This window comes from Arthrobacter sp. LFS091 (assembly GCF_047977885.1).
Lineage (GTDB): Bacteria > Actinomycetota > Actinomycetes > Actinomycetales > Micrococcaceae > Arthrobacter.
The window spans coordinates 1-23,019 of the sequence record NZ_JBFPFP010000008.1; the positions used below are offsets into that span (position 1 = coordinate 1).

22 protein-coding genes are annotated in these 23,019 nt (G+C 63.0%); 12 read left to right on the forward strand and 10 right to left on the reverse strand.

The window, feature by feature from the left end; translation table 11 throughout:
* Positions 1–312: 312 nt before the first annotated feature.
* Positions 313–1,242, reverse strand: a complete 930-nt coding sequence (locus ACNQOP_RS15550; RefSeq protein ID WP_416405017.1) for an endonuclease domain-containing protein — start codon at positions 1,240–1,242, stop codon at positions 313–315.
* 236 nt (positions 1,243–1,478) lie between these two features.
* Between ACNQOP_RS15550 and ACNQOP_RS15555 the strand changes: the two genes are divergently transcribed.
* The 3 genes from ACNQOP_RS15555 (at position 1,479) to ACNQOP_RS15565 (ending at position 4,762) form a co-directional block, all read left to right on the forward strand.
* On the forward strand, positions 1,479–2,423 hold the full coding sequence (locus ACNQOP_RS15555) for an N-acetylglucosamine kinase (RefSeq protein WP_416405018.1): 945 nt from the start codon (positions 1,479–1,481) through the stop codon (positions 2,421–2,423).
* Entirely contained in the window at positions 2,398–3,348 is a 951-nt protein-coding gene (gene murQ, locus ACNQOP_RS15560; protein WP_416405019.1) for an N-acetylmuramic acid 6-phosphate etherase, read from the forward strand. Before ACNQOP_RS15555 ends, murQ begins: the two co-directional genes overlap by 26 nt.
* A gap of 61 nt (positions 3,349–3,409) precedes the next feature.
* Positions 3,410–4,762, forward strand: coding sequence for an MFS transporter (locus tag ACNQOP_RS15565; protein ID WP_284986066.1), 1,353 nt, complete (start codon positions 3,410–3,412; stop codon positions 4,760–4,762).
* Positions 4,763–4,799: 37 nt separating this feature from the next.
* Here the strand turns inward: ACNQOP_RS15565 and purN are convergent, their stop codons facing one another.
* Positions 4,800–5,363 (reverse strand): phosphoribosylglycinamide formyltransferase, encoded by a 564-nt coding sequence (gene purN, locus ACNQOP_RS15570; protein WP_416405020.1) that lies wholly within the window; start codon positions 5,361–5,363, stop codon positions 4,800–4,802.
* Between the two features lie 11 nt (positions 5,364–5,374).
* Here purN and ACNQOP_RS15575 point away from each other — a divergent pair, with 11 nt between their 5' ends.
* A complete protein-coding gene (locus tag ACNQOP_RS15575) occupies positions 5,375–5,824 on the forward strand; it encodes a hypothetical protein (protein ID WP_257368774.1) in 450 nt (149 codons plus the stop codon).
* A gap of 30 nt (positions 5,825–5,854) precedes the next feature.
* Here ACNQOP_RS15575 and ACNQOP_RS15580 read toward each other — a convergent pair whose 3' ends face one another.
* Complete coding sequence (locus ACNQOP_RS15580; protein WP_416405021.1) at positions 5,855–7,186, reverse strand: DUF6350 family protein; 1,332 nt, start codon at positions 7,184–7,186, stop codon at positions 5,855–5,857.
* A 604-nt stretch (positions 7,187–7,790) separates the two neighbouring features.
* On the opposite strand from ACNQOP_RS15580, the gene ACNQOP_RS15585 reads away from it, so the two are divergent.
* Entirely contained in the window at positions 7,791–9,269 is a 1,479-nt protein-coding gene (locus ACNQOP_RS15585) for a flotillin family protein (RefSeq protein WP_416405022.1), read from the forward strand.
* Complete coding sequence (locus ACNQOP_RS15590; RefSeq protein ID WP_416405023.1) at positions 9,262–9,498, forward strand: hypothetical protein; 237 nt, start codon at positions 9,262–9,264, stop codon at positions 9,496–9,498. Before ACNQOP_RS15585 ends, ACNQOP_RS15590 begins: the two co-directional genes overlap by 8 nt.
* 21 nt (positions 9,499–9,519) lie before the next feature.
* Here the strand turns inward: ACNQOP_RS15590 and ACNQOP_RS15595 are convergent, their stop codons facing one another.
* From ACNQOP_RS15595 to ACNQOP_RS15605, 3 genes are all read right to left on the reverse strand, one after another.
* Positions 9,520–9,897: a hypothetical protein gene (locus ACNQOP_RS15595; protein ID WP_141283126.1), complete on the reverse strand. Its 378-nt coding sequence runs from the start codon at positions 9,895–9,897 to the stop codon at positions 9,520–9,522.
* A complete protein-coding gene (locus ACNQOP_RS15600) occupies positions 9,894–10,295 on the reverse strand; it encodes a J domain-containing protein (protein WP_416405024.1) in 402 nt (133 codons plus the stop codon). The genes ACNQOP_RS15595 and ACNQOP_RS15600 overlap by 4 nt, the downstream gene beginning before the upstream one ends.
* A 226-nt stretch (positions 10,296–10,521) precedes the next feature.
* Complete coding sequence (locus ACNQOP_RS15605; protein WP_235519155.1) at positions 10,522–10,944, reverse strand: Hsp20/alpha crystallin family protein; 423 nt, start codon at positions 10,942–10,944, stop codon at positions 10,522–10,524.
* Positions 10,945–11,087: 143 nt separating this feature from the next.
* On the opposite strand from ACNQOP_RS15605, the gene ACNQOP_RS15610 reads away from it, so the two are divergent.
* On the forward strand, positions 11,088–11,531 hold the full coding sequence (locus ACNQOP_RS15610) for a MerR family transcriptional regulator (protein WP_416405025.1): 444 nt from the start codon (positions 11,088–11,090) through the stop codon (positions 11,529–11,531).
* A gap of 151 nt (positions 11,532–11,682) precedes the next feature.
* On the opposite strand, the gene ACNQOP_RS15615 is transcribed toward ACNQOP_RS15610, so the two are convergent.
* Complete coding sequence (locus ACNQOP_RS15615; protein WP_416405026.1) at positions 11,683–13,533, reverse strand: DUF262 domain-containing protein; 1,851 nt, start codon at positions 13,531–13,533, stop codon at positions 11,683–11,685.
* 214 nt (positions 13,534–13,747) lie between these two features.
* Between ACNQOP_RS15615 and ACNQOP_RS15620 the strand changes: the two genes are divergently transcribed.
* Positions 13,748–13,915, forward strand: coding sequence for an HNH endonuclease (locus ACNQOP_RS15620; RefSeq protein ID WP_416405027.1), 168 nt, complete (start codon positions 13,748–13,750; stop codon positions 13,913–13,915).
* A gap of 731 nt (positions 13,916–14,646) precedes the next feature.
* Here the strand turns inward: ACNQOP_RS15620 and ACNQOP_RS15625 are convergent.
* Positions 14,647–16,413, reverse strand: a complete 1,767-nt coding sequence (locus ACNQOP_RS15625) for an FG-GAP-like repeat-containing protein (RefSeq protein ID WP_416405028.1) — start codon at positions 16,411–16,413, stop codon at positions 14,647–14,649.
* Between the two features lie 292 nt (positions 16,414–16,705).
* Between ACNQOP_RS15625 and ACNQOP_RS15630 the strand changes: the two genes are divergently transcribed.
* The 3 genes from ACNQOP_RS15630 (at position 16,706) to ACNQOP_RS15640 (ending at position 20,137) form a co-directional block, all read left to right on the forward strand.
* Positions 16,706–17,872: a glycosyltransferase family 4 protein gene (locus ACNQOP_RS15630; protein ID WP_416405029.1), complete on the forward strand. Its 1,167-nt coding sequence runs from the start codon at positions 16,706–16,708 to the stop codon at positions 17,870–17,872.
* Positions 17,869–19,260, forward strand: a complete 1,392-nt coding sequence (locus tag ACNQOP_RS15635) for a UDP-glucose dehydrogenase family protein (RefSeq protein WP_416405030.1) — start codon at positions 17,869–17,871, stop codon at positions 19,258–19,260. Before ACNQOP_RS15630 ends, ACNQOP_RS15635 begins: the two co-directional genes overlap by 4 nt.
* 298 nt (positions 19,261–19,558) lie before the next feature.
* Positions 19,559–20,137, forward strand: a complete 579-nt coding sequence (locus ACNQOP_RS15640) for a hypothetical protein (protein ID WP_416405031.1) — start codon at positions 19,559–19,561, stop codon at positions 20,135–20,137.
* A gap of 54 nt (positions 20,138–20,191) precedes the next feature.
* Here ACNQOP_RS15640 and ACNQOP_RS15645 read toward each other — a convergent pair whose 3' ends face one another.
* A complete protein-coding gene (locus ACNQOP_RS15645) occupies positions 20,192–20,707 on the reverse strand; it encodes a uridine kinase (RefSeq protein ID WP_416405032.1) in 516 nt (171 codons plus the stop codon).
* Positions 20,708–21,295: 588 nt separating this feature from the next.
* Between ACNQOP_RS15645 and ACNQOP_RS15650 the strand changes: the two genes are divergently transcribed.
* Positions 21,296–21,709 carry a hypothetical protein gene (locus tag ACNQOP_RS15650; RefSeq protein ID WP_416405033.1) on the forward strand — a complete coding sequence of 138 codons (414 nt, stop codon included), beginning with the start codon at positions 21,296–21,298 and terminating at the stop codon, positions 21,707–21,709.
* A 33-nt stretch (positions 21,710–21,742) separates the two neighbouring features.
* On the opposite strand, the gene ACNQOP_RS15655 is transcribed toward ACNQOP_RS15650, so the two are convergent.
* Positions 21,743–23,014 (reverse strand): APC family permease, encoded by a 1,272-nt coding sequence (locus ACNQOP_RS15655; RefSeq protein WP_416405034.1) that lies wholly within the window; start codon positions 23,012–23,014, stop codon positions 21,743–21,745.
* Positions 23,015–23,019: the final 5 nt, after the last annotated feature.

Here is a 23,019-nt window from a genome sequence, read left to right on the forward strand (position 1 = left end):
CCAACACTCGGACCTCACACGCACACCAGGCCCCACAAATCACGCCCCCGCGTTGCGAGGCCCGCTCCGCGCCCCAACACTCGGACCTCACACGCACACCAGGCCCCACAAGTGCGCCCCCGCGTTGCGAGGCCCGCTCCGCGCCCCAACTCCCGGACCTCACACGCACACCGGGCCCCACAAATCACGCCCCCGCGTTGCGAGGCCCGCTCTGCGTGCCACCCCGAGCACGAAATGCGCACACCAGGCCCCACAAATCGCTGCCTCACGTTGCGAGGCCCGTTCCGCGCCAAGTGCGCGCCCAGACGTGACTTACGACGACGGCCCTCGCCAACCGCGCGATGTCAACGCGTCACGTACTTTGCGTTCTGCGTTGGCCCACCCGGCCTTCATTTGGACCTCAGAAAATTTCAGAACAATCCATCCCATGGCCCGAAGCCGATCGTCGCGTTCAATGTCCCTGCCCCACTGCACAGGGTCGGAGCGGTGATGGTCCCCCTCATACTCCATGGCAATTTTGTACTCCTTGTATTGGAGGTCGGGCGTTGAGACATAACGGCCATGATCATCGAAGATTGCTTGGGTTACTGCTGGCTCCGGCAGCCCGGCGTCGACTATCTTCAGGCGCAGCCTTGACTCCTGCGGCGAGTCGACGCCCGACCGCAACAATGGCAAAATTTCCCGCGCCATACGGATCCCCTTGACCTTCGGGCGCCGATCAACAACTTCTTGGAGCGCTTCGATCGAGGACAAAGGATTCTTCCTGGCCAGCAGCGAATCCCCTGCCGCCACCAGAGATGACCTGCCCATATGCCTGGCCAAATCTACCCATGTCCATTCCGGCGACGTCAGTTGTACTCCGTTTAGCACCCGCACGTCCCGAGCGAGCAGAGGTGCCCTATGACCAATCACTCCGCGACGCTTGACCCTCCCAATTTCTTGCCGACGCGTCACGTGGATCAGCCCGCCCCTCCCCTCTTCCTCGAGGTAGATAGGAAGCGGAATAGACCACAAGAGTGCCGCCGTGACATGGCTCACTGCGCAGCGGGGTGTGACTGTGGTGTGCAGCCGTCCGAGCAGTTCGAGGTCGCGTTCGTTTGCCTCTGCAACACGAAGGCCCCGACTCGGCGTTAGGAGCCCTTTCGTCTGGAGCCGCCATCGCGGCACACCGGCGGCATATGCGTCTGCGACGAGAAAACCTCGGGGATCGACCTCCGGCGGCAAAGGGGTGAGATTTCGCATGGGTCCATAGTTGCCGGAAACGATGGCTCACATTCGGTTATCCACAGAAGACGCTGCCAGAGGCATCTCTGTCTACTCCTCCACAGCTGTTGTGAGGCCCACTCTGCGCCCCAAACACCCGAAGTGCCACGCACAGCGGGCCCCACAACGCGTGATCCCAGCACTGGGAGGCCCACTCTGCGCCCCAAACACCCGAAGTGCCACGCACAGCGGGCCCCGCAACATAGGGTTGTGCCATGGAAGACCCCCAGGATGTCGTTCTTGTTGCCGATGTAGGGAAGAGCCGTTGCCGCGTGGAGTTGCGCCGTGGTTCGGAGTTGCTGGGTGCCGCGGACCAGCACGGGTTCCCGGGAGTTCACGTGGACAACGGCCCCACCCTCGCGTTCGACCTCCTGCTTGAGACCGTTGCGCTGCTGCCGCCGGGCCTGCCCTTGACGACGGTAACGGGTATCGGCGCTGCTGTGGCCGGCGTCGAGGCTTCGGCGCAGAAGTCACAGGAGCTTGCCACCATGTTGTCCCTACGCTTCGGAGTTCCCGCGGCGGTTCTCTCCGATGCCACAGCCGCCCAACTCGGCGCACTCCAGGGCGCCCCCGGCACGACGTTGATCGTGGGCACAGGCGCCGTGGCTTTCCGCTTCGACGAGCTCGGGGTCCTGCACCGGGCCGACGGCTGGGGACCTTACCTGGGTGATCGCGGCAGCGGCCGTTGGATAGGCCAGCAGGGTCTGCAGGCAGTTCTTGAAGCGCACGACGGCGGCCCGGCCACATCGTTGTCCGCTGCGGCCGGCGCTTTGGTTGAGTCGCCGGAGATGCTCCCGGGGTGGCTGGCCGACCAGGAAAACCCCTACAGGGCGATGGCCCGTTTCGCACCGCTGGTTCTGCAGGCAGCGGAGGCGGGTGACGCCGTCGCACTTAACATCGTTGGTGAGGCGTGCCGCATCCTGACGGCGACGGTGCAACGAGCCTCCGGCGACGACACCTCGCAGCGCGTGGCATTGCTGGGCGGTGTCGTCGGGTCGGAGTTCTTCGCGTCGCTCTTGCGGAAGTTCCTCGCTTCGGCTGGGATTGAGGTGGTGGCCCCGCTGGGCGATGGCCTGGACGGCGCCGCCCTCGCTGCGACGCGCCGCGGGCTCATCCAGGAAAGGTACATCCACCGTGACGGAACAAACTGGCCCGACTGACGCCGACAAACTTGCGGGCCTGCGCACGGAACTCGCCGGATTGCAGACCGAAGCCACCGCGGAGGGCCTGGAGAACCTGGACATCCTTGGCACCGAAGAACTCGTGGCCGCAATGCTGGCCCACACGGCAGGCGTGCACGCTGCCGTTGAAGCGGCCAGTCCCGCGATTATCCAAGCGGTCGACGCCGTTGCGGCGCGCCTCCAGCGCGGCGGCCGCCTTTTGTACGTGGGCGCCGGGACGGCCGGGCGGCTGGGTGTGCTCGATGCGAGCGAGTGCCCGCCAACGTTCGGCACACCTCCGGGGCTGGTCGTCGGATTGATCGCCGGTGGCGCCAAAGCGATCCAGCACCCGGTGGAGTACGCCGAGGACAACGCAACGGCCGGCGCGCGGGACCTGCACGACATCAACGTGACGGAAGCGGACGCCGTCGTCGGTATCACCGCCTCCGGTAGGACGCCGTACGTGATCGGCGCGCTTGAGGAGGCCCGGAAGCACGGTGCCTTCACGGCGTCGCTGGCCTGCAATAAGGGATCGGCCGTGAGCCATGTGGCCGATGCTGCGATCGAGGTTGTTGTGGGTCCGGAGTTCATCGCCGGCTCAACCCGGCTGAACTCGGGCACCGCCCAGAAACTTGTCCTCAACATGATCAGCACCTTGGTGATGGTCAAGCTCGGCAAAACCTACGGGAACCTCATGGTTGACCTGCGTGCCACCAACGAGAAATTGCTGGCCCGGTCACAGCGGACCGTGCAGCACGCCACCGGTGTTTCCGCGGCGGAAGCGGCAGCGGCGTTGGACTCCGTGGGCGGCTCTGTTAAGGCGGCAATCCTGGTGCTCCTCACGGGAATCGAAGCCTCCGCAGCGAAGGGCGCGCTTGAGGAAGCGGGCGGTTTCCTGCGAAGGGCCATCGAGAACCAGAAGTAACGTCGGCCGCCAGGCCAAACGTGTTGCCCGGCAGGGCCTAAAGTTGCATGCAGGAGGCCCTATGAATACGTACACAACCGTGCCCAGCGGCGAACAAGTGGTGCAGGAACTGCCATGGCGCTGGAAGGTCCAAGGCAAGATCTTCGTCATCGGCGGCCTTGGATTCATGTTCGACGCCTGGGACGTGACGCTCAACGGCATCCTGATCCCCTTGCTGTCCAAGCACTGGTCCCTGCAACCCGCTGACGCGGCGTGGATCGGCACGGCCAACCTGATTGGCATGGCTGTAGGTGCGTTCGCATGGGGCACCATAGCCGACACCATCGGTCGCAAGAAGGCGTTCACTGCCACCCTCCTGATCTTCAGCATCTTTACGGTCCTTGGCGCGTTTTCGCCGGACATTGTGTGGTTCTGCATCTTCCGCTTCATGGCCGGCTTCGGCTTGGGCGGCTGCATCCCCGTGGACTACGCCCTGGTGGGTGAGTTCACGCCGCGCAAGCAAAGAGGCAAAGTCCTTACCGCCATGGATGGTTGGTGGCCGGTGGGGGCAGCACTGTGTGGTTTTCTGTCTGCGTGGCTGGTGGCGGCTTTCGGGGACTGGCGGCTCACCATGCTGATCATGGTGCTGCCCGCGTTGCTCGTGTTCTGGGTGCGCCGATCGGTCCCCGAATCGCCGTTGTTCCTGATCCGGAAGGGCCGTCGCGCTGAAGCTGCGGCTGTGATCGACGGCTTGGTCGACGCCACAGGGGCTGAACCCCGCGCCTACAGCCTGCCCGAGCCGGAGGCCGCACCCCGGCTCTCCGCCGGCAGTGCGTGGTCGCAGCTTCAGAAGATCTGGCAGTTCAACTGGAAGATCACCACCACGGCTTGGGCGTTGTTCTTCTCCGTGCTCCTGGTCTACTACCTGTCGCTGACGTGGATGCCGCGCATTCTCATCGGCGCCGGGTTCGAGGAGTACAAAGCGTTCGTAACGACGGCGGGTATGGCCGCCGTCGGGCTTTTGGGCGTGGTGGTTGCTGCGCTCCTGGTGGAGCGGGTGGGCCGCAAGTGGATCCTGGCCATCACCGGTCCCCTGTCCGCGGTGACGCTGGTGATCGTAGCGCTTGTGGTGGACGTTCCCTCGGCTGCGGTGTTCTGGCTGCTGGTGTTCGGGTTCGTGGTCCAGGTGGCCATCCCGGTGCTGTACGCCTACGTGTCCGAGCTGTATCCCACCGAGCTTCGCGGCTCCGGATTCGGGTGGGCTTCGACGTTCTCCCGCATCGGCGCGGGCTTTGGGCCCTTGGTGTTTGCGTCATTCTTCTGGCCGGAGTTCGGTTTGGCGACGTCCTTTGCCCTCGCCGGTGGCCTGGTGCTCCTGTCGGTGCTGTGGATGGCGTTCTTCGCCCCGGAGACCAAGCAGCGCGAGCTCTCCTGACGCGAGCTCTCCTGACCCGGGCAGGGGCGGGTGCGGGTTAGTGGGCCGCGAGGTCCCGCAGCGTCTGGACCAGCAGGCGGCGCTCCACGATCTTGATGCGCTCGTGGAGGGTTTCTTCGGTGTCATCCGGAAGCACAGAGACGGCCTCTTGGGCGATGATGGGGCCCGTGTCCACGCCGGCGTCGGCCCAGTGCACGGTGCAGCCGGTGACCTTAACGCCGTAGGCCATCGCATCGCGGACGCCGTGGGCGCCGGGGAAGGACGGGAGCAGCGCCGGGTGGGTGTTGACGTACTTGCCGTCGAAAGCGTTGATGAAGTCGGCGCTCACGATCCGCATGAAACCGGAGGAAACCACCACATCCGGGCTGTAGGAAAGCACCTTGTCGCGCAAGGCCGCGTCCCACTCGGCGCGTGTTTCGAAGGAGTTGAAGTTCACCACGAACGTCTCAATGCCCGCTTCGTCCGAACGCTCCACGCCGTAGGTATCGGGCCGGTCAGCGCCCACAGCGGCGATCTCGACATCCAGTTCACCTGACTTCACGGCGTCGATGACTGCCTGAAGATTGGAACCGGTACCGGAGACGAGGACAACAATGCGCATTGCACTAGCTTATGGGCGGCTCGCGTAGGCTGGAAAACATGAATCCCGACGTCGGTCCCAAGCCGAGCCAGCAATCCCGCTCCGAGGCCGAAAAGTCCGCGCTCGGCGTGACCCAGATCCTGTTCCGTGCCTTCCTTTTGTCGGCTTTGGGCGCGTTCTTCGTGTTCTCCCTGAACGTGGATTACGTCTGGCTGAGCGCCATCCTCACGCTCGCCGCCGGGGTGTTGGGCGTTGTGGTGCTGGTGCGGACAGTGAAGTTCAAGCAGCCCCGCCTGATCCTGTTCGGGACCATCTCCGGCTTGATCGTTACCGCCGTGATGTGCCTGCTCATCCTGACGTCCGTGCTTTTCTTCAAGCAGGTCAGCACTTACCAGGATTGCTCCCGCAGTGCGCTCACGGAAACCGCGAAGTCGCAGTGCCTGACCCAGCTGGAAAACTCCATGCCGGGGCCGTTGCGGTAGCCCGGCGTCCGCTTGGCGGCCGCTGACCGCTTAGGCGTGTTCGTCGTCGTACGCTGCTTCGTCGAGGTTCGCCTCGCGCTGCTTCTGGCTGCGTTCCAGCCAGGGCCCCACTGCGTACCCGATCACGACGCCGATCCCCACTTCGGCGGCAAGCCAGACTGCCGTCCACAGCGGGTGAGGTCCGATTTCCGTGAGCCGGCCAATGCCGGCAGAACCGCGGGCGATCCACGCCATCGCGCCGCCGAGCAGCCCTGCCACAGCGCCGATGAACGCGCCGAGGAACAGCGTTGACGCCGCGGCAGTGAACCAGCGGGCTTTGATCTTGATGGAGAGCCATTCGTCGAAGTGGTTTTCGCCTTCGCGCAGGAACCACCACCCTGCCAGTATCCCGGCGACTACCGGCAGTGCCAGGGCGGCGGAGCCGAAGTCGAGCTGCCCGGCCGGGAGACCACCCAGAATGGGGACTGCCGGGAGCGGTCCAACCGTGGTGCCCAGTGGACCTGCCGTGGAGCCGACACCCAGTGAGAACCCCGCGCCGGAGGACCACGAAAGCGCAAAGATCACCAGGTTCGGGAGGAAACCGAGCTGCGCAATGGTGAGCACGGCGCCGCCCAACGCGCCGGCCTGGATGCCCTCGTAGACGGCAATAATGTCAGTCCAGTGCCACACGATGGTGGCAGCCAGCAGTACCGCCGACAAGCTCACCGCGGCCATGATCGCCACAAAACCGGCCTTCAACCCGGAGCCGACATACGAGCCTGCCCACCGTGAATGCTGACTGGTTTTCGAAAGCCAGGCGACGGCGTCCACGCCAATCAGCCGGCTCCACGAACCAGCCTCACGCCGGGCACCGACGATCATGCCCAGGGCGAAGGAAATGAGCGGGATGGTCATGGCGTACCAAAGGTTGATGACCACTTCCGGGGTGCGGCACACGAACCCGGTAGCCATCCCGAACGCCGCGTACACAACGAAAGCGCCCAAGAACGCCTGCCACAGCTGGTCCGTGTACGAGGCACGGGCGAGTCGCCGGCCCGCACGCCAGGCAAGCAGGAACGGGATGAGCGTCAGCCCCAGCGGGTGCAAGGACAACAGGCCAGATCCCGGTTGCGCCGCCGTGCCCATGTCGACGTGTGCCAGTCCAAGCGGAACCCCGTGGATCAGCAGCCAGGCCTGGCCGGCCAGGCGGGCCAGGGTGTCGACGTTGCGGTCGTGAAAACCGTCGGTCGCCCACACCCCCACCAGCGGCAACACCACAACAATGGCCGAAATGAACGCCGACTGAGCCGCTTCCAAACCGCCCTGCAGCCAAAGGGGCATGGGGAGGCCACGGTTTCCGGTCTGATCAGCGCGCAGTTTCATCGTGATCTATCGTGCCACGGTGGGCAGCACCCGCCCGTCAGACTCCCCCGAAATACCGCGAATTCCTGCGCTTTTTCCTATGGGCAGCCGTAAGATGGGAGGTGTTCTCCCGGGGCGGATGACGGCCCCCAACTGATGTTGAAAGACCCGGAAACAAACGAAGCCGGGAACTAGGAGCGGCCAATGGATAGGTGTCACAACTTCTAAACGGAAAGTCGTACTAGCAGCTGGTGCAGCCACCTTCGGATCTTTTCCCAGGCTGCACCAGCCTTCTTTTGTTCCCTCCTTCCTTGCGCCGAGGGGCGACTTCTAACCCCTCCCGCCCCGCCGAGGGGCCGACGTCTCACCCCTATGAAGCCCTTCTAAGTCGCGAAAGCTCACCCCTCGCGAAGAAACGCACGACGGCGGCCGGCCCACCTAAGTGCCACTCCCGCCGAGGGGCGACATCTCGGCACTTTGGACCCGCCGGGTTGCCGCACAAATGACGCACAAATGTGCTGGACTCCCCGCTTCGGCGCAACGAGACTGTGTACACGAGCAACCATTTGGCCTATTGGGGGTCAACCAAAGTGTGTCGCTCACACCGTCTGAAGGGACAAGGTCAATGGACGACCTCGCAGCTTTCTTCCCGCTGATCGCCATCATTCTGGGCGTCGTACTCGTGATCGGCTTCATTTGGCTGGCCACGAAGGCGATGTGGAAGGTGGCGGAACCGAACGAGGCTCTCATCATCTCGGGCCTTACGCGCGGAACACTGGAAAATACAGACGGCATGGACTTCAAGATCGTCACCGGAAAGGGCGCCCTGGTGGTCCCGGGGTTGCAGACGGTCCGCAGCCTTGCCCTGACCCTGAATGAAACTGAACTCAAGGTCTCGTGCGTGACCTCGCAGGGCATCCAAGTGATCGTGGACGGTGTGGTGATCTACAAGATCGGCGACGCTCCCCCGTTCATCGCCAACGCTGCCCGGCGGTTCCTGGGCCAGCAGCCGAAGATGGAGAGCCAGGTCTACAACGTCTTCGAAGGGCACCTGCGTTCGATCATCGGCAGCATGACCGTGGAGGAAATCATCCGCGAGCGCGACAAGCTGGCTTCCTTGGTTCGCAGTGCCAGTGGCGTGGAGATGGAGAAACTGGGCCTGGTGGTGGATTCACTGCAGATCAAGGACCTTCAGGACCCCACCGGCTATATCCAGAATCTGGCGAAGCCGCACATTGCGCAGGTCAAGATGGAGGCCCGCATAGCGGAAGCCACCAGCAACCGGGAAGCTGCAGAGAAGGAAGCGGAAGCCGCGGCCCTGATCGCTGATGCGCAGAGCCTCTCCGCCATCAAGCAATCCGCAGCACAGGCCAACGCGGAGCAGGCACGCGCCCAGGCCGCGCAAGCCGGGCCGCTGGCCGACGCCACCGCCCGTCAGCAGGTGGTGGTTCAGGAGACCGAAGTGGCCAAGCTTGAGGCCGATCGCGAAGAGCAGAAACTTCAGACCACCATCCGTAAGCCCGCAGATGCCCGGGCATACGCCCAACGTACCGACGCCGAAGCCAAGAAGGCGGCTGACATCAGCGCCGCGGAAGCATTGGCCAAGCGCACCGAACTCGAGGCCCAAGCCAACGCCCGGCGGGTCGAACTCGAAGCCCAAGCCAACGCCGGGGCAGCCGCAGCCATGGCAGGCGCAACGCGCGTCACGGGTGAGGCCGAGGCAGCGGCGACGACGGCGCGCGGCAATGCGGCCGCCTCCGCTGTGAAGGCCAAGGCGTTGGCTGAAGCTGAAGGCATCAAGGCACGCGGTGAAGCGCTCGAAACCAACCAGGATGCCGTCATCTCCCAGCAGATCGCGGAGAACATGCCCGCGATCGTGTCGGCAGCCGCTGAGCCCTTCTCACGGATTGGGCAGCTGACAGTACTCAATGGTGGCGAGGGGCTGAACAGTATGGTGGGCGGAATCCTGTCCCAGGTGGGCAACTTCCTGCCGTCGCTGGCTTCGGCATTGCGGGGCAAGGAATCGCCTGCTCCTTCTCCCCGGCCGGCTCCGGTCAAGGCACCACCCGCTCAGTCCCCTTCCGGCAAGGCACCAGATGCCTAGAGCGGTGGATCGAAGTCTGACCGGAAAGATCGGCAGGGTCACAGGCACCGTCGCGCCTGGAACCATTGGCGAAGTCATGCTTCCCTTCCATGGCGGGACCAGCGCGTTCTTCGCCTACCCGTTCGACAAGACGAGTGTCTTTGCCGTGGGCGAGAAAGTTCTGGTGATCTACTTCGAACCGCCGCAATCGGTCTACGTGGACGAACTACCGGACGTCCTGCAGGAATAGCCGCCCTCGCGCGGCACGCCCTTACAACTGTGGCCCGTAGATGAACTCCTTGGCATGGTTGACCGCCTTCTTGAACGCGTCGTTCCGGAGTGTCACCTGCTCTCGACTCGCTCCCCCGCTGGGTTCCAGGAACGTGGTGGGTCCAGGCCGCAGCATCCAAATATCGCCGGCTGGCGGTAGGTAGAAGACGCCGAAGGATCTGTGCTCGGGGTCGTCGGTCCAGATAGGAACGACCGCCACGGCCGCGCCCGTATCGGGGTTGATCCACTGGGCACGGGGCATGGGCTGCTCATGGACCTCGGGATCGAGGAACGGCGCGGTCCCCCTCCCCCAGCGCTTCTCGAACCGTTCGTAGAAGGCCGGGATGATGTGGCCGTCGTAGGGACGCCATGCGCTCATGAATGTCTCCTTGGAAGTCGGGTGCTTCGGGGCAGGGGCTCCCATCGGGCCGGGCCAAACGACAGCGGTCCCTGCCCCGAGGTGGGACCGGGCGTAGCTTCCGGCGATCGATGGACTCGGACCTTCACAGGCGTCCCACGATCACCGGATGGAGCACTGGAGCGCCGCTCAAGGTCGTATGCCGCCCGCTTTCCTGGGTCCGACAAAACGACGTACGCCTGCATGATGGCGTGCAGTTCCTGGACGTCGCTCGCTGAGGGGGTGCCGCCGTCGTCGGCTGCTTGGCGCGTGTCCGGGTGGTGGGTGCGCAGCAGCGCCCGGTAGGCGCGTGCGATCTCGCGCGGGGTGGCGTCGGGTGTCACGTGCAGGGTGGCGTAGTGGTCTGGTTGGGTGTTCACTGCTGGTTCCGGGTGGGATGCGGTGGATGGGAGATGGCCCCCGGCCGAAGCCGAGGGCCATCCGATCGGGAGGCGACGTCAGGGGCCGCGTTTTCCTCTGCGCGTCAAGCGCTGTGGCGTGGCGCGAAGCCTGCGCCCATTTTCCGATGCTGCGGCCGATCCGAAGCTCCCGTCCTGCGCTCCGCTGAGGGCCACCCCCGGGCGAGCCCTCAGCGGAGAGGGTGGATTACGCGTTAATTTCTTGTCGTTGCTCGTTGGACGTGATTTCGATGCGCCGGGGCTTGGCCTTCTCGGCGACGGGGATGCGGAGTGTCAGCACACCTGCGTCGTAGCTGGCCTTGACGCCGTCGGTGTCCAGGGTGTCGCCCAGGATCAGTTGGCGGCTGAAAACGCCTTGGGGGCGTTCGGCGGCGATCAGTTCGGTGTTCTCGCCCGCTGGCGACTTCCGTTCTGCCTTAACGGTCAGGACGTTGCGCTCGACGTCGAGGTCCACCGATTCAGGATTCACACCAGGCAGATCGAAAGCGACCACAAACTCTTCGCCTTCCTGCCAGGCGTCCATCGGCATGCCGGCGGGGCGTGCTGTTGTGCCAAAAACCTGTTGGGCGAGCCTGTCGAATTCGCGGAACGGGTCAGTGCGCATCAGCATTTTGTTCTCACTCCTTAGATCTTGATGCTGACTCTTCTGTTGGTCCAGCCTTCCAGATCTGTGTTGGCTGGTATATATTTTTTATAGCACTGGTGAGAGAGTGGTGCAAGTAGGTTTTCGGAAGAATTTTGGAGAGGTTTCGGATGGGTACTACGGACAGTTCCGTAGAAGAGCACGACGGCGGACTGGGTGCCGCCGCTGCCGGCGGTGGCTCTGGTGGCGCTGATGATCGGGACGCCCGGGGCGTCTACGCGATCTCGGTGGCGGCGGAACTTGTTGGCACGGGCCAGCAAAACATCCGGCTGTACGAACGTAAAGGGCTACTCACCCCCGAGAGGACCGACGGCGGCACCCGCCGCTACAGCGAACGGAACCTGGCGACCCTGCGCCGGATCGGGGTGTTGCTGGATGAGGGGCTGAACCTGGCAGGCGTGAAGCTGGTGTTGGAACTGGAGGCCGAGAACCAAGGGCTGACGGAGGACAACCGGGGGCTGGCCCAGGACAACGAAGGGCTGCGGGAAGACAACCGGGGGCTGCGGAGGGATTTGAAGGCTGCGCGGGCGAGCAACACCGGCACTGGCGCATGAAATTGATTACATGCCGGGCAGGCCGGACTATGGCAAAACGCAATCCAGCAACGGTCACGTCACCTTCCCTGCCCCTGCGAGTTGCTACGAAGATTCAAAGGAGACTGATGGGACGGACACTACCTCCTCACGGCAGCGCCAGCCAGAGGCGTCACTCGGTCGTGGTTAGCATGGTTGGAACGGGCTCATCGCCTTCCATCAGATCTGAAAAGTAGGGCCAACGGTCGAGAGCCCAGACGGCAATGTTCTCGGACCTGGCTTCAATCGTCTCGGCGTTCCACTCGTCGTAATGGGTGTAGACGTGCTTCGTGGAAGAAAAGACTGTTTCCGTGCTCAACAGGCGTCGAGCGTCCTCCCAGTCCATTGCGCCCTTGGTCGAGTTAGCCCCCGGCGAAAGAGGCACAAGATTGCCCCAAGTATTGACTAGACGATCAAAATCTTCTTTGGACACCGTTTCGAGCCAGGCACCCTTTTGCGACTGCGGCATGACATGGTCAACGGTGATTACTGGAAGTTCTTTCATGACGTCCACGGTTGATACTGAGCGCTCATATTCTGCAAGCACGTACCGGCATATCTTCCGCTTGTAGAGGTTATCCGTGAGGATGGCCGTCCTGACTTCGTCGTCCTTGGGATATACAACCGTGGTCGAGACGATAGCCTTGCGCACTGCTTTAGGGTCGGCACCCGCAGTTCCCCACATTTTCTTGAAAATCGCATGCAGGCCCGTCGGCTCGATTCCCCTGAGACCTCGGCGGACCAGAAATGATTCGATAATTCGAAGACACATAGTGACGTCGTCCGTACCAGCGAGACCGCTGGAATGAGCTGTCAAGAGCTGCATGAGGTAAGGATAGGTGACGGTAGGACTGTTCAAATCCACAAGCCTGCCGACGCATTCTTGCAACTCTTCATCTACTTGCGACAGCCTGCCTGACGCGACGGCGTTGTAAGAAGATAGATGCGTTCGGAGATCGGCCATTATCTCCTTCAGCTCTCCCTTGAGCTCTTCTTTGGTCTTCGGCGAGGACATTGGTTCGTCCGACTTCTTGAGCATTGCATTCCAGCGCTTAGTCAGGGTTGAAAACGTCTTCGCCTTGGTAATTCCAGGATCTACCGTCAGGGCAAAGGGATAGAAATAGCCTGCCTTCGCCTCGTCAGTGTGGAACCCTTCTTCAAAAGGTTTCCACTCCTGAGAATAGAGTTGCATAGCAAGTTTCGCATCATCTCCCAAACGCTTCAGTACTTCATTTCGGACGAGGTCGATGATTCCGAGACGGACCCCTTCCTTGTTCAGACGATCGAAAACCTCGTTCGGGTCGTGTTCGTCGCCCAAGCGGATTTCCACAAATTCTAATTGATCCAGTAACACATCGCGCAAGATCGCTACCTGCTCCAGTGCCCACCCGTCATCGGCGGTCAACCCCGGCGTAGGCGAGGTCCGCGAACGCACGTGAGCCCTTAGGGTGCGGTACGCATCGGTCATGACTCCCCTTTCGTCGCCGGTCTCCTTCAACGGATCGAGGACTAACTCGAAAGCATCTTCGAAGGCGCTTCGAAGAATTCCATTGAACTGACGCGTGTCCGAAAGGGTTGGGGACAGCTTAGGCTGATTTTTTGTGTTGGCCTTCCGGCTCACGAGATACTGCTCGTAAAGATCCTTCGCGATCTGGATGCCTGCAGGTCCGAGGCCCATTGCACGCTCTGCAAGCGCGACAATCGTCAGCACCAGAGTGGTCAGTCTTTGCTGCCCGTCAATAACGAGGTACTTACCTGCACTGGACGCGGACGACGCCTGTTCGTCAGCGAATACCAGGGCTCCAAGGAAGCGACGCTCGTAGGACTCGTCCAGGACTGAGTCGATGTCATCCCAAAGTTGATCTATCTGGGCCGCTTTCCACACGTAACGGCGCTGAAAAAGCGGGCAGACCAACTGGAAGTCATCCCCCAAACGCTGACCGAGACTAATCGGGTCGGATGCCAATTCACCTTTTTTTGCCACTGCTTTCCCCTGGACTCCTTAGACTGTGGGTGTTGTCAAGGCCACAGTACCGGAGAAAGACGAGCTGGAGTCCGGGCAGGACTCCAATACAAGACGCGCCCATCGACGCTCTCCCGCTGGAAAGTAAGCACCGCCACAGTTACGCCATGGGTTTCTCCTTCGCGGCTGGCCACGGGCCGAAGAGCCATCCCGGATGATGTGAAAGGTGCACGTGATGAGGCGGGACGGAGGTTCGCGCCGCGCCTGCGGTTCCTGGTCGGAACTTCAGTTTGACCACATCATTCCGCTGGCAATGGGCGGGAGTAACAACGTCGAAATCCTGCAAATACTGTGCGGACCCTGTAAGCGATCCAAGTCGGCAGGGCCAACGGTTCGCCGCTAGTCCTGCCTTCAGTTAAGGCCCAAGGCCTTCCTCAGGGCTGCCGGGCTGGCAGATCCAGTCACCGCGGAACCGTGCACACGGTAGGAGACTTGCAGGCTTCCAGCCCATCCAAGATGGGGCGCAAGCGTCGAGGCTTGCACCTCCGAAAGGTAGCCGACTTTCCTAAAGTCGCCACGGATTACGGCAACCGCATTGCCGTCGGCCATGCGTTTGTCTCGGACCAGAAAGGCGAGATGCATTTCCAGTGCATCCCGCTCACGGTCGCTCAGGTAATAACGCGGGCTGACGCAGCGGCGTGGTGTCGTGCTTAACTCTGGGAAATGGCTGGCTTCCCATAGTTCACCTGTGCCGCTTAGTCGTCTCCATGGCTATTGGGATTCCTTCCGTCGGAGCATTCCCTTAGCGAGCCAACCAACAATCGTACTGGCAAGGAGCACTGCCGCCTGCGCCTCCTCGATTGTCACATCGGCATAGCCGCTACTGCCGTGGCGGTCGTTCTGTCCTTTCCAAAGGAGTTGCAGTATCCCTACAACGGCTAAAGAAGTGTCAGCTCTCTCTCCGTGCATGATCAAGGCCCAAGCCACAACGGCAACCGCTCATGGAGCCACTCCGCCGGGGCTTCGTGGCTCGCCGGTTCCACCTCCCAACCAAACACCCGTCATTGCCCCAAGGCTCGCGAGTCCTGACATGTGCACAACCCAAGGCTCAGACACCTTGTCGAGCAGCACGCGTCAGATTATCGCCGTCATCACATTCCACCCGGCACCAACCTGCTTCGCCGTGGGCCATGCCGATCCTCCTTGACCGGAGTACAACCACAGCCCACCGCTAGAGTCCCGGGCCAGCAGATCAGCCCGCCCGTCGCCGTCGAAATCGCCGGGTCCAACCAGTGAGTTCATCGCGTTCCAACCTTGACCGGTGACCTGGCGGGGCAGCCATCCGCTGGTTCCCTTGGGCGGGTACAACCACAAGGTCCCAGCGCTGTCGCGGGCCACGAGGTCGGTGACGCCGTCGCCGTTGAAGTCGTCGGCGCCAGTGATTTCAGACAGTGCCGACCAGCCCGAATCAACCCACATCCGGGGCAACCAGCCACCCTTTCCGTCGCCCCGGTACAGCCACAAGGCCCCGCCACGGTCGCGGGCCACGACGTCCCCAAAGCCGGCGCCAAAGAAGTTGATGGGCTCGATGGCGCTCATGTTTTCCCAGCCGCTGCCAACCAGCACCCGGGTTCCGAGCCCGCCTGCACCGTTGCCCGGGTAGAGCCACAGGAGACCCCCGCCGTCGCGCGCCAAAACGTCGGCAAAGGAGTCGCCGTTGAAGTCGCCCGGCGCGATCAAGGCCGTCATCACGTTCCAGCCTTGGCCGACTTGAACGCGCTGGAGCCAGCCGCCCGATCCGTTGCCCGGGTACAGCCACAGCGCGCCGGACACGTCGCGCGCCAACACGTCAGGATGCGAATCACCGTTGAAGTCGTTCTTCACGGGCGCTGCAGCAGAGCCGTCAATCACGGACACGGAGGCACTTCCGTTGTTGGAGACGTAGACCTTGCCGGTGTTCGGGTTGACCGCGGCGTCCAGGGGATCCTGTCCGGAGAACACGGCGGAGAAACGGTTGTCGCCATCCACCACGGTGACTCCCCTCCCTTGCAGGAGCGCGTAAGCCTTGTTGCCTCTGGAGTTGACCACGAGGTCGGTGATGCGAGACGGAGTTCGCAGTTTGGCGACCTGTGTCTTTGTGGCTGGGTCAATGACCTGCACGAACCCGTCGAGGCCCTCGCTGTCCCCAGCGACGTATACGGTGTTGGTCACCGGATTCACTGCCAGTTTGCCCACGTTGTTTGTGGTCGGAATCGTGTCAGTGACGGTGTCCGTCATGCCATCAACCACGCGCACCCCGGCTCCATACTTGCCCAGGGTGGTGAAGTAGATCTTGTTCGTGGTTTCGTTGATGGCCAGGTCCAAGATGCCGCCGGCGCCGATGCTGATGGTCGAGGTCACCACACCACCAGCGCCAATCACCTTGATGACTCCGCCACCCAAAATGTAGACCTTGCCGGTGGTCGAGTTCACCGCGATCTCCTGGGCGCCGGCTACCGGCAAAGCAGTGGCGGCGAGGGTGGCACCGTCGATCACCGTGACACCGTTCTGCCACCCGACGTAGGTCTTGTTCGTCACCGGGTTAACGGCAAGAACGCCGGGGTTTGCGCCCACGGGAACGGACGTCACCGCGCGGGTGGCACCGTCGACCACGGCCACGGCCCCACCGATTTCGCTGACGAAAACCTTGTTCGTCACGGGGTTCACCGCGACGTCTACCGGCATGTCCCCTGTATATAGGAGGCCACCGGAGAGCTCGCCGTCGACCACCTCAACCCCGTCGAACGTGGCCACATACGCCTTGTTGGTGGCCGGATTCACGGCGACGCTCGTGGGACGATCGCCTACGGGGACAACGCGGGTGAGGTCGTCAGCCACAGCCGGGGAACCCGAGGTTCCCATTAACAGCCCCAGCGCCAGTCCGACGGCGACAGTTCCCGCCGCTGCCCGGCGCCGCCGTCGTACGCCAATCCGCCGTCGTAAGCCAAGTCGCGAAACCTCAAAAGGCGCGCCCGAAACATCCCCAGCAGCAACCATGGCAGAACCCCCAGATCATCGACGCCCCAGTACGTCGTAGAACGCCAGCCTACAACCGCACACGGACAAAACAGAGAACCACCTGTTAACCCACTCTTCCTCCACAGGCAACCCGATCGAACCCGCACCGCCAACCGCCCCGACCACCGTTGAAGGCGTGAGGATCGCAATCGTCGCCGAATCATTCCTGCCATTGATGAATGGGGTAACCCACTCGATACTGCGGGTGCTGGAGCATCTGCAGGAGCGCGGGGATGAGGTGATGGTGATCGCGCCGTCGACGTCGGACACTGATGTTTCGAGCGTTGAGAAGGGTGCGTATGTGCACCGGCTTCCCTCGGTGCCGCTGGCCGGCTACACGAATGTGCGGGTTGCGTTGGGTGGTGTGAATCGGGTCAAGCGAATCCTTGCCGATTTCTCCCCCGATGTTGTTCATCTCGCCTCCCCGTTCGTCCTCGGCTGGCGCGCCGTGCAGGCCGCCCACCAACTCGGCATCCCGACCGTGGCGATCTACCAAACCGAGGTCCCCAGCTACGCCGCCCGCTACGGCGTGCCGTTCCTGGAGAACTGGGCATGGAACCGTGTGGACAACATCCACCTCCTGGCCACCCGAACCCTGGTGCCGTCCACATTCGCGCTGAACCAGTTGCGCGGACGCGGCATCCTGCGCGTGGATATGTGGCGTCGCGGTGTGGACACCGCGCGCTTCAACCCCGCTAAACGTTCGACGGCGTGGCGCAGCTCAGTAGCGCCCGACGGTCACCGGATCATCGGCTACGTCGGCCGGCTCGCCGTGGAGAAACAGGTTGAGGACCTCGCCGTGCTCGCTGATCTGCCGAACACCAAGATGGTGATTGTGGGCGATGGCCCGCAGCGCGCGGCCCTTGAGGCGCAGCTGCCGGACGCTGTGTTTACGGGATTCCTCGGTGGCGACGCGTTGGCCGAAGCTGTTGCCTCCTTTGACCTGTTCGTCCATCCCGGCGAGTTCGAAACCTTCTGCCAGACCATCCAGGAAGCCATGGCATCGGGCGTTCCCGTGGTGGCTACCGGCCGCGGCGGCCCCTTGGACCTCGTAGAGAACTCGCGCACCGGCTGGCTCTACGAGCCCGGAAACCTCACCCAGCTGCGTGATTACGCCCAAGACTTGATCGGCGACGACGCCAAGCGCCGTGCGTTCGCAACGGCAGCAACCGCCTCGGTCCAGGGCAGGACGTGGCCGGTGCTCAGCGCCGGCCTTGTCCGCCATTACAACGAAGTCATCGCCTCCTTCTCCCGGGAAAACGGCCCCACCGAATTGACCTCCAGCAAAGGACCCACCTCATGAAGATTTCCGTGATCGGCTGCGGCTACCTCGGCGCAGTGCACGCAGCGACGCTCGCTTCGATGGGCCATACCGTGGTGGGAATCGACGTCGACTCCTCCAAAGTTGAACAGCTCAACAAGGCGCTGGCCCCCTTCCACGAACCCGGTCTGGACGAACTCCTGCGCGATGGCCGCACCACCGGCCGGCTCGAGTTCACCACGGACTTCTCCCTCGCAGCGGACGCCCAAGTCCACTTCCTTTGCGTAGGCACTCCGCAGTCCAAGACCTCGGACACCGCAGACCTGTCCTACCTGATGGGCGCCACGAAGAGCCTCCTGCCGCACCTGGCCAAGGGGGCCGCCGTCGTCGGTAAATCAACAGTGCCGGTAGGCACGGTGGAGAAGCTGCGCGACCTGCTGGCACGACGCTCCGACGTGCTGCTCGGCTGGAACCCTGAGTTCCTGCGCCAAGGCACTGCCGTCAAGGATTCGCTGGTGCCCGATCGCCTGGTCTATGGCGTGCCGGGTGGCAAGGGCGCAGCTTCCGGTGCGCCGGTCACTGCCGTGCTGGATGCCGTGTACGAGCCGCTGATCTGCGCCGGCATCCCGCGTCTGGTCTGCAACTTTGCGACGGCGGAGCTGATCAAGTCCGCGTCGAACGCGTTCCTGGCTACGAAGGTCAGCTTCATTAACGCGATGGCCGAGCTCTGCGACGCGTCGGGCGCGGACGTCAGCGAGCTCAGCGAGGCGATGGGCCTGGATCCGCGCATCGGCAACCGGTACCTGCACGCCGGGTTGGGCTTCGGCGGCGGCTGCCTGCCCAAGGACATCCGGTCCTTCCGGGCCCAGGCGCGTGAGCTTGCGGTGCCATCGGTGGACGAGTGGATGGCGTTGGTTGATTCGGTCAACCTCGATCAGCGCTCCCGTGCCGTGGAGATCGCCCGCGAAATGTGCCGCGGGTTCCTGTCCGGCCGCACCGTGACTATCCTCGGCGCAGCCTTCAAGCCCGACACCGACGACATCCGCGACTCCCCCGCCCTGGACGTCGCCCAGCAACTCGCCTCCGCCGGCGCGCACGTCACCGTCACCGACCCCAAAGCCATCAACAACGCCTGGATCCGCTACCCGCAGATCCGCTTCGAAGCCTCCACCAAACGCGCCCTGGAGGGCGCCGAGCTGGTGCTGCTGCTCACGGAGTGGGACGAGTACGTCGCCTTATCGCCGTCTGAAGTTGGTGCGCTGGTACGACGCCGGATGGTGCTGGACGCTCGCAACGTACTGGACGCTGAGGCCTGGCGGAGCGCCGGGTGGACGGTCCGTGGTCTGGGGACGGGTGCGGGTGTGAGTGTCGGTGAGGAACGTGGGGCTGCGACGCCTGGCGCCACGCGACGGAAGCACGCGCGGGCTTAGAGCAAGGCTTGTGCGGAATGGCTGGTTCGTAACTTTCGCTCCATGCAAAGTCATAGATAACTTCCTCTCCCTTTGCTGTTCAGCCGGTGTTATGGTCGCAACACGCGCCATCGCATCGGCGCATCTAAAAGGGGGCATTACATTGAAAAAGGGTGCTATTCGCACGTCCAAAAATAGGCATTTCCGGCGCAAGTCTTCCTTGGCTCAAGGCACTAAATCGCTCGCGCTGATCGCCTTAGGCTCTGTCGTTGTCCTGCTGTCGGCCTGCGGACAGGGGTCCACAACCACGGCCAGCTCGGTGAGCACGTCCAAGTCCTCGCCGTCGTCGACGCCGACACCAACTCCGAGCAAGGTCGCCGGAACGTCCTGTACAACAGAGAAGGCTACGCAGGTAGGCGCCGGTGACACCTATGTCTGTGGCATGGATCAATCCGGGAAATTGGTGTGGTTGGACTCAGCAACCGCACGGAAACTTTCGGATCAGCGCGCTGCCGAAGCCGCAGCTAAGGCTGCGGCGGATAAAGCCGCGGCCGATAAAGCAGCTGCTGATAAGGCCGCGGCCGACAAAGTCGCTGCGGACAAGGCAGCAGCGGACAAGGCGGCTGCAGGGCAGGCCGCAGCTGCTCAAGCTGCGGCAGCTAAAGCGGCTGCTGATAAGGCAGCAGCCGCGGTAGTTCCAAAGGCGCAAGCCCCCGCACCACAGGCACAAAATGGCTGCGATCCGAACTACAGCGGCTGCGTTCCTATAGCTTCCGATGTTGACTGCGCCGGCGGAAAGGGCAATGGTCCCGCATACGTTCGGGGTCCGGTGACCGTCATTGGCTCGGATATCTACAAGCTCGACTCGGACGGCGACGGAATCGCCTGCGAAAAGTAGCTTCTTCTGTGGGGCGGTCGTGGCGTGAAGTGCCGTGGTCGCCCCACACTGCTATCAGCGTCGGCGCTTCGACGCTTCACCGAGGGATAGCAGCCTGGGCTCGTCCGGCTGAGTATTGTCAACAGCTCTGGTTGCGCGCGACCACGGTTCCGCGGCCTCGAAGTAGAGACGCTGGCCGCCGACATACCGGCGCATGGACGGGTGTTCGGGGTCTGGGTTGCCGCCGTCGCGCACGGACATACGTCGTGCGGTTTCGGTGAACGGGACATCGAGGAAGATCGAGTAGTCCCACCGCCCCATCAATTCGTCCCGGTGAAGGAACATCCCCTCGACCAGCACCAAAGATTCCTCCGGCGCTTCCCGTAGTGGTAACTCAAGTCTCTGGTTCTGACGGGCATCCGTGACAGCCGGGCGATACTTTCCGTCCCCGATCCTTCGCAGCGGAGTCAGAACGTTGTCCTGGAAGGCCGCGTAGTCGTAGGTGTCCAGCCAGAACCCTTCGGGCGATGCCCGTCCGCGCCGATGCCGGACTTCCTGCAGGTTGAGGAAATCGTCGAGGTGAATGGTCACGACCGGGCGGTCCCGAATCGATGCTGCGAGGCTAGCGGTAAACGTCGTTTTCCCACTTCCGTCGGCGCCATCAATGCCAATCAGGCGGCGGCCCTCACCGAGTTCCACAATTTCTCTCGCCAGGAACTGCAAGAGTTCCGCTCTGCCAGCCAGTAGGCTCTCCCCAATCATCGGACCATCGTGGCACAGGATGACCTCATCCCCCAGCACCTAGGGCCGCCGAATCTCCACTCATCTTGGGCCATGAACCACACAAACCGGGCGTGCTCAGCACCTAGTTTCCCCCTCCCAACACCTAGTCCCGAAATCCGGTCATAGTCTCTTCTTGTGCCTCTGGGGCGGGATCCCGGTGTCCGGCGGGAAACCCCACCCGCCCCGGCGTCGGAGGCATTACGGCAGGCTCCACCCGATTACCCCCAGGTGGAGTCGTGCCCAACCCTCAAGAGCCACGACCAACTTTGGTGGGTGCGAGCTCCCAATATCACTAACGGCTCTGAATGAGGACGAGTTGAACTTTAGAAACGTCGAATGGCTGTCCAAGTCCATCGGAATCTTCCCAGCACTGAACAACATCCGGAATACTGCCTCATGTTGACTCACGACCTTTCGCCTGCACTGCGCATCCTGGGCTTGGCAGCCGCGGCCTGCTCGGGCCTCTCAACGGTCATACTCGGGCTCAATTCACCACCCGTCGGCTTGTCAAAGCTCAACCCCAGTATCGTTCTCAACTCAGTAATGATCGGAGTGCTGATCCTTGGTGTCCTCGGACCAATCGCACTTCACTTCATGAATCCGGACCGGCTCCTTGTTCTCAGGGCAGGCATCTTCGCCAGCGCGGGTTTTGCAAATTCTGTAGCTCTGAGCCCGCACCTTGCCGTGCCGATTCAAGAGACCACAGGCCTTGTCGCTGTGGTCTGTGCCCTAACGGCGGCTGTTCTGAGCCTCTACAAGTACATGGCCAGAGGTGCCGACAGCGCGCAAGAATCCCTTCCCAACACCTAGTCCTGAAATCCGGTAATGGACGGCTCCACCCGATTACCCCCAGGTGGAGCCGTGCCCAGCCCGGCGAAGCCGCAGCAGCCGGAACACGATGCCAACCACGAACATGAGGACTCCAAGCCCCACAGACAGAGGCGGCAGCGTCGCCACAAGCACCACGCACGCCACCGCTCCAGCAACCTGCAGGGCCTTCGGATAGCGACGATCCTCGACTGGTTGCGTGAACGCGGCGATGTTGGCCACCAAGTAATAGAGCAGCACGCCGAAAGATGAGAAGCCGATGGCACCCCGCAGATCAGCCACCGCAACGATGACGCAGATGACCACCGCCAGCGTCATTTCGGCACGGTGGGGCACCTTGTACTTCGGGTGGACGGCGGCGAGCGCATGCGGAAGATCGTGCTCACGGGCCATCGCCAGGCTTGTCCTACCCAACCCGGCGATCAGAGCCAGCAGTGCGCCCAGCGAAGCGATCCCAGCTCCGACGCGAACCACGGGAGCAGCCCACGCAAAGGTTCCCTGTTCGACGGCGGCGGCGAGCGGCGTCGTATTCCCCGCGATTCCGTCGGAACCGAGCGTGGCGAGCAGCGTGACCGCGATGACCGCATAAACCAGGATCGTGATGCCAAGCGCGATGCTGATGGCCCTAGGGATGGTGCGACGCGGCTCCCGGACTTCCTCGCCCATCGTTGCAATCCGCGCATACCCGGCGAAGGCAAAGAACAGCAGCCCGGCCGACTGCAGAATCCCGTACCAGCCGTGGGCCAGTAGCCCCTCCCCCACCAGGTTGCCAAAGTCAGGCCCTGATCCACCCCACACCGCACCGACTGCGATGGCCAGCGCAATCAACACAGCAACCACCAGGATCCGGGTCAGGCCGGCTGTTCGGGTTACGCCGTGATAGTTCACTGCCGTCAGGAGTACGACGGCGGCAATCGCCACCGGGCGTTCCCAACCCTGCGGCGCGGCATAGGCTGCGAACGTCATTGCCATTGCAGCGGCGCTGGCTGTCTTGCCGATAACGAATCCCCACCCGGCCAAGAATCCATACCAGGGCCCAAGTCGTTCGCGGCCGTAGACATAGGTGCCGCCGGATGTCGGGTAGGCGGCGGCGAGTTGAGCGGACGACGTGGCGTTGCAGAAGGCCACGAAGGCTGCCACTACCAGGCCCACCAGCAACCCCGATCCTGCAGCTGCCGCAGCGGGGGTGAACGCAGCGAACACGCCGGCACCGATCATGGAGCCGAGGCCGATGAGTGAGGCATCGAAGGTGCCGAGCCTGCGGGCCAAGGCCGGGGAATTGCTCACGGAAA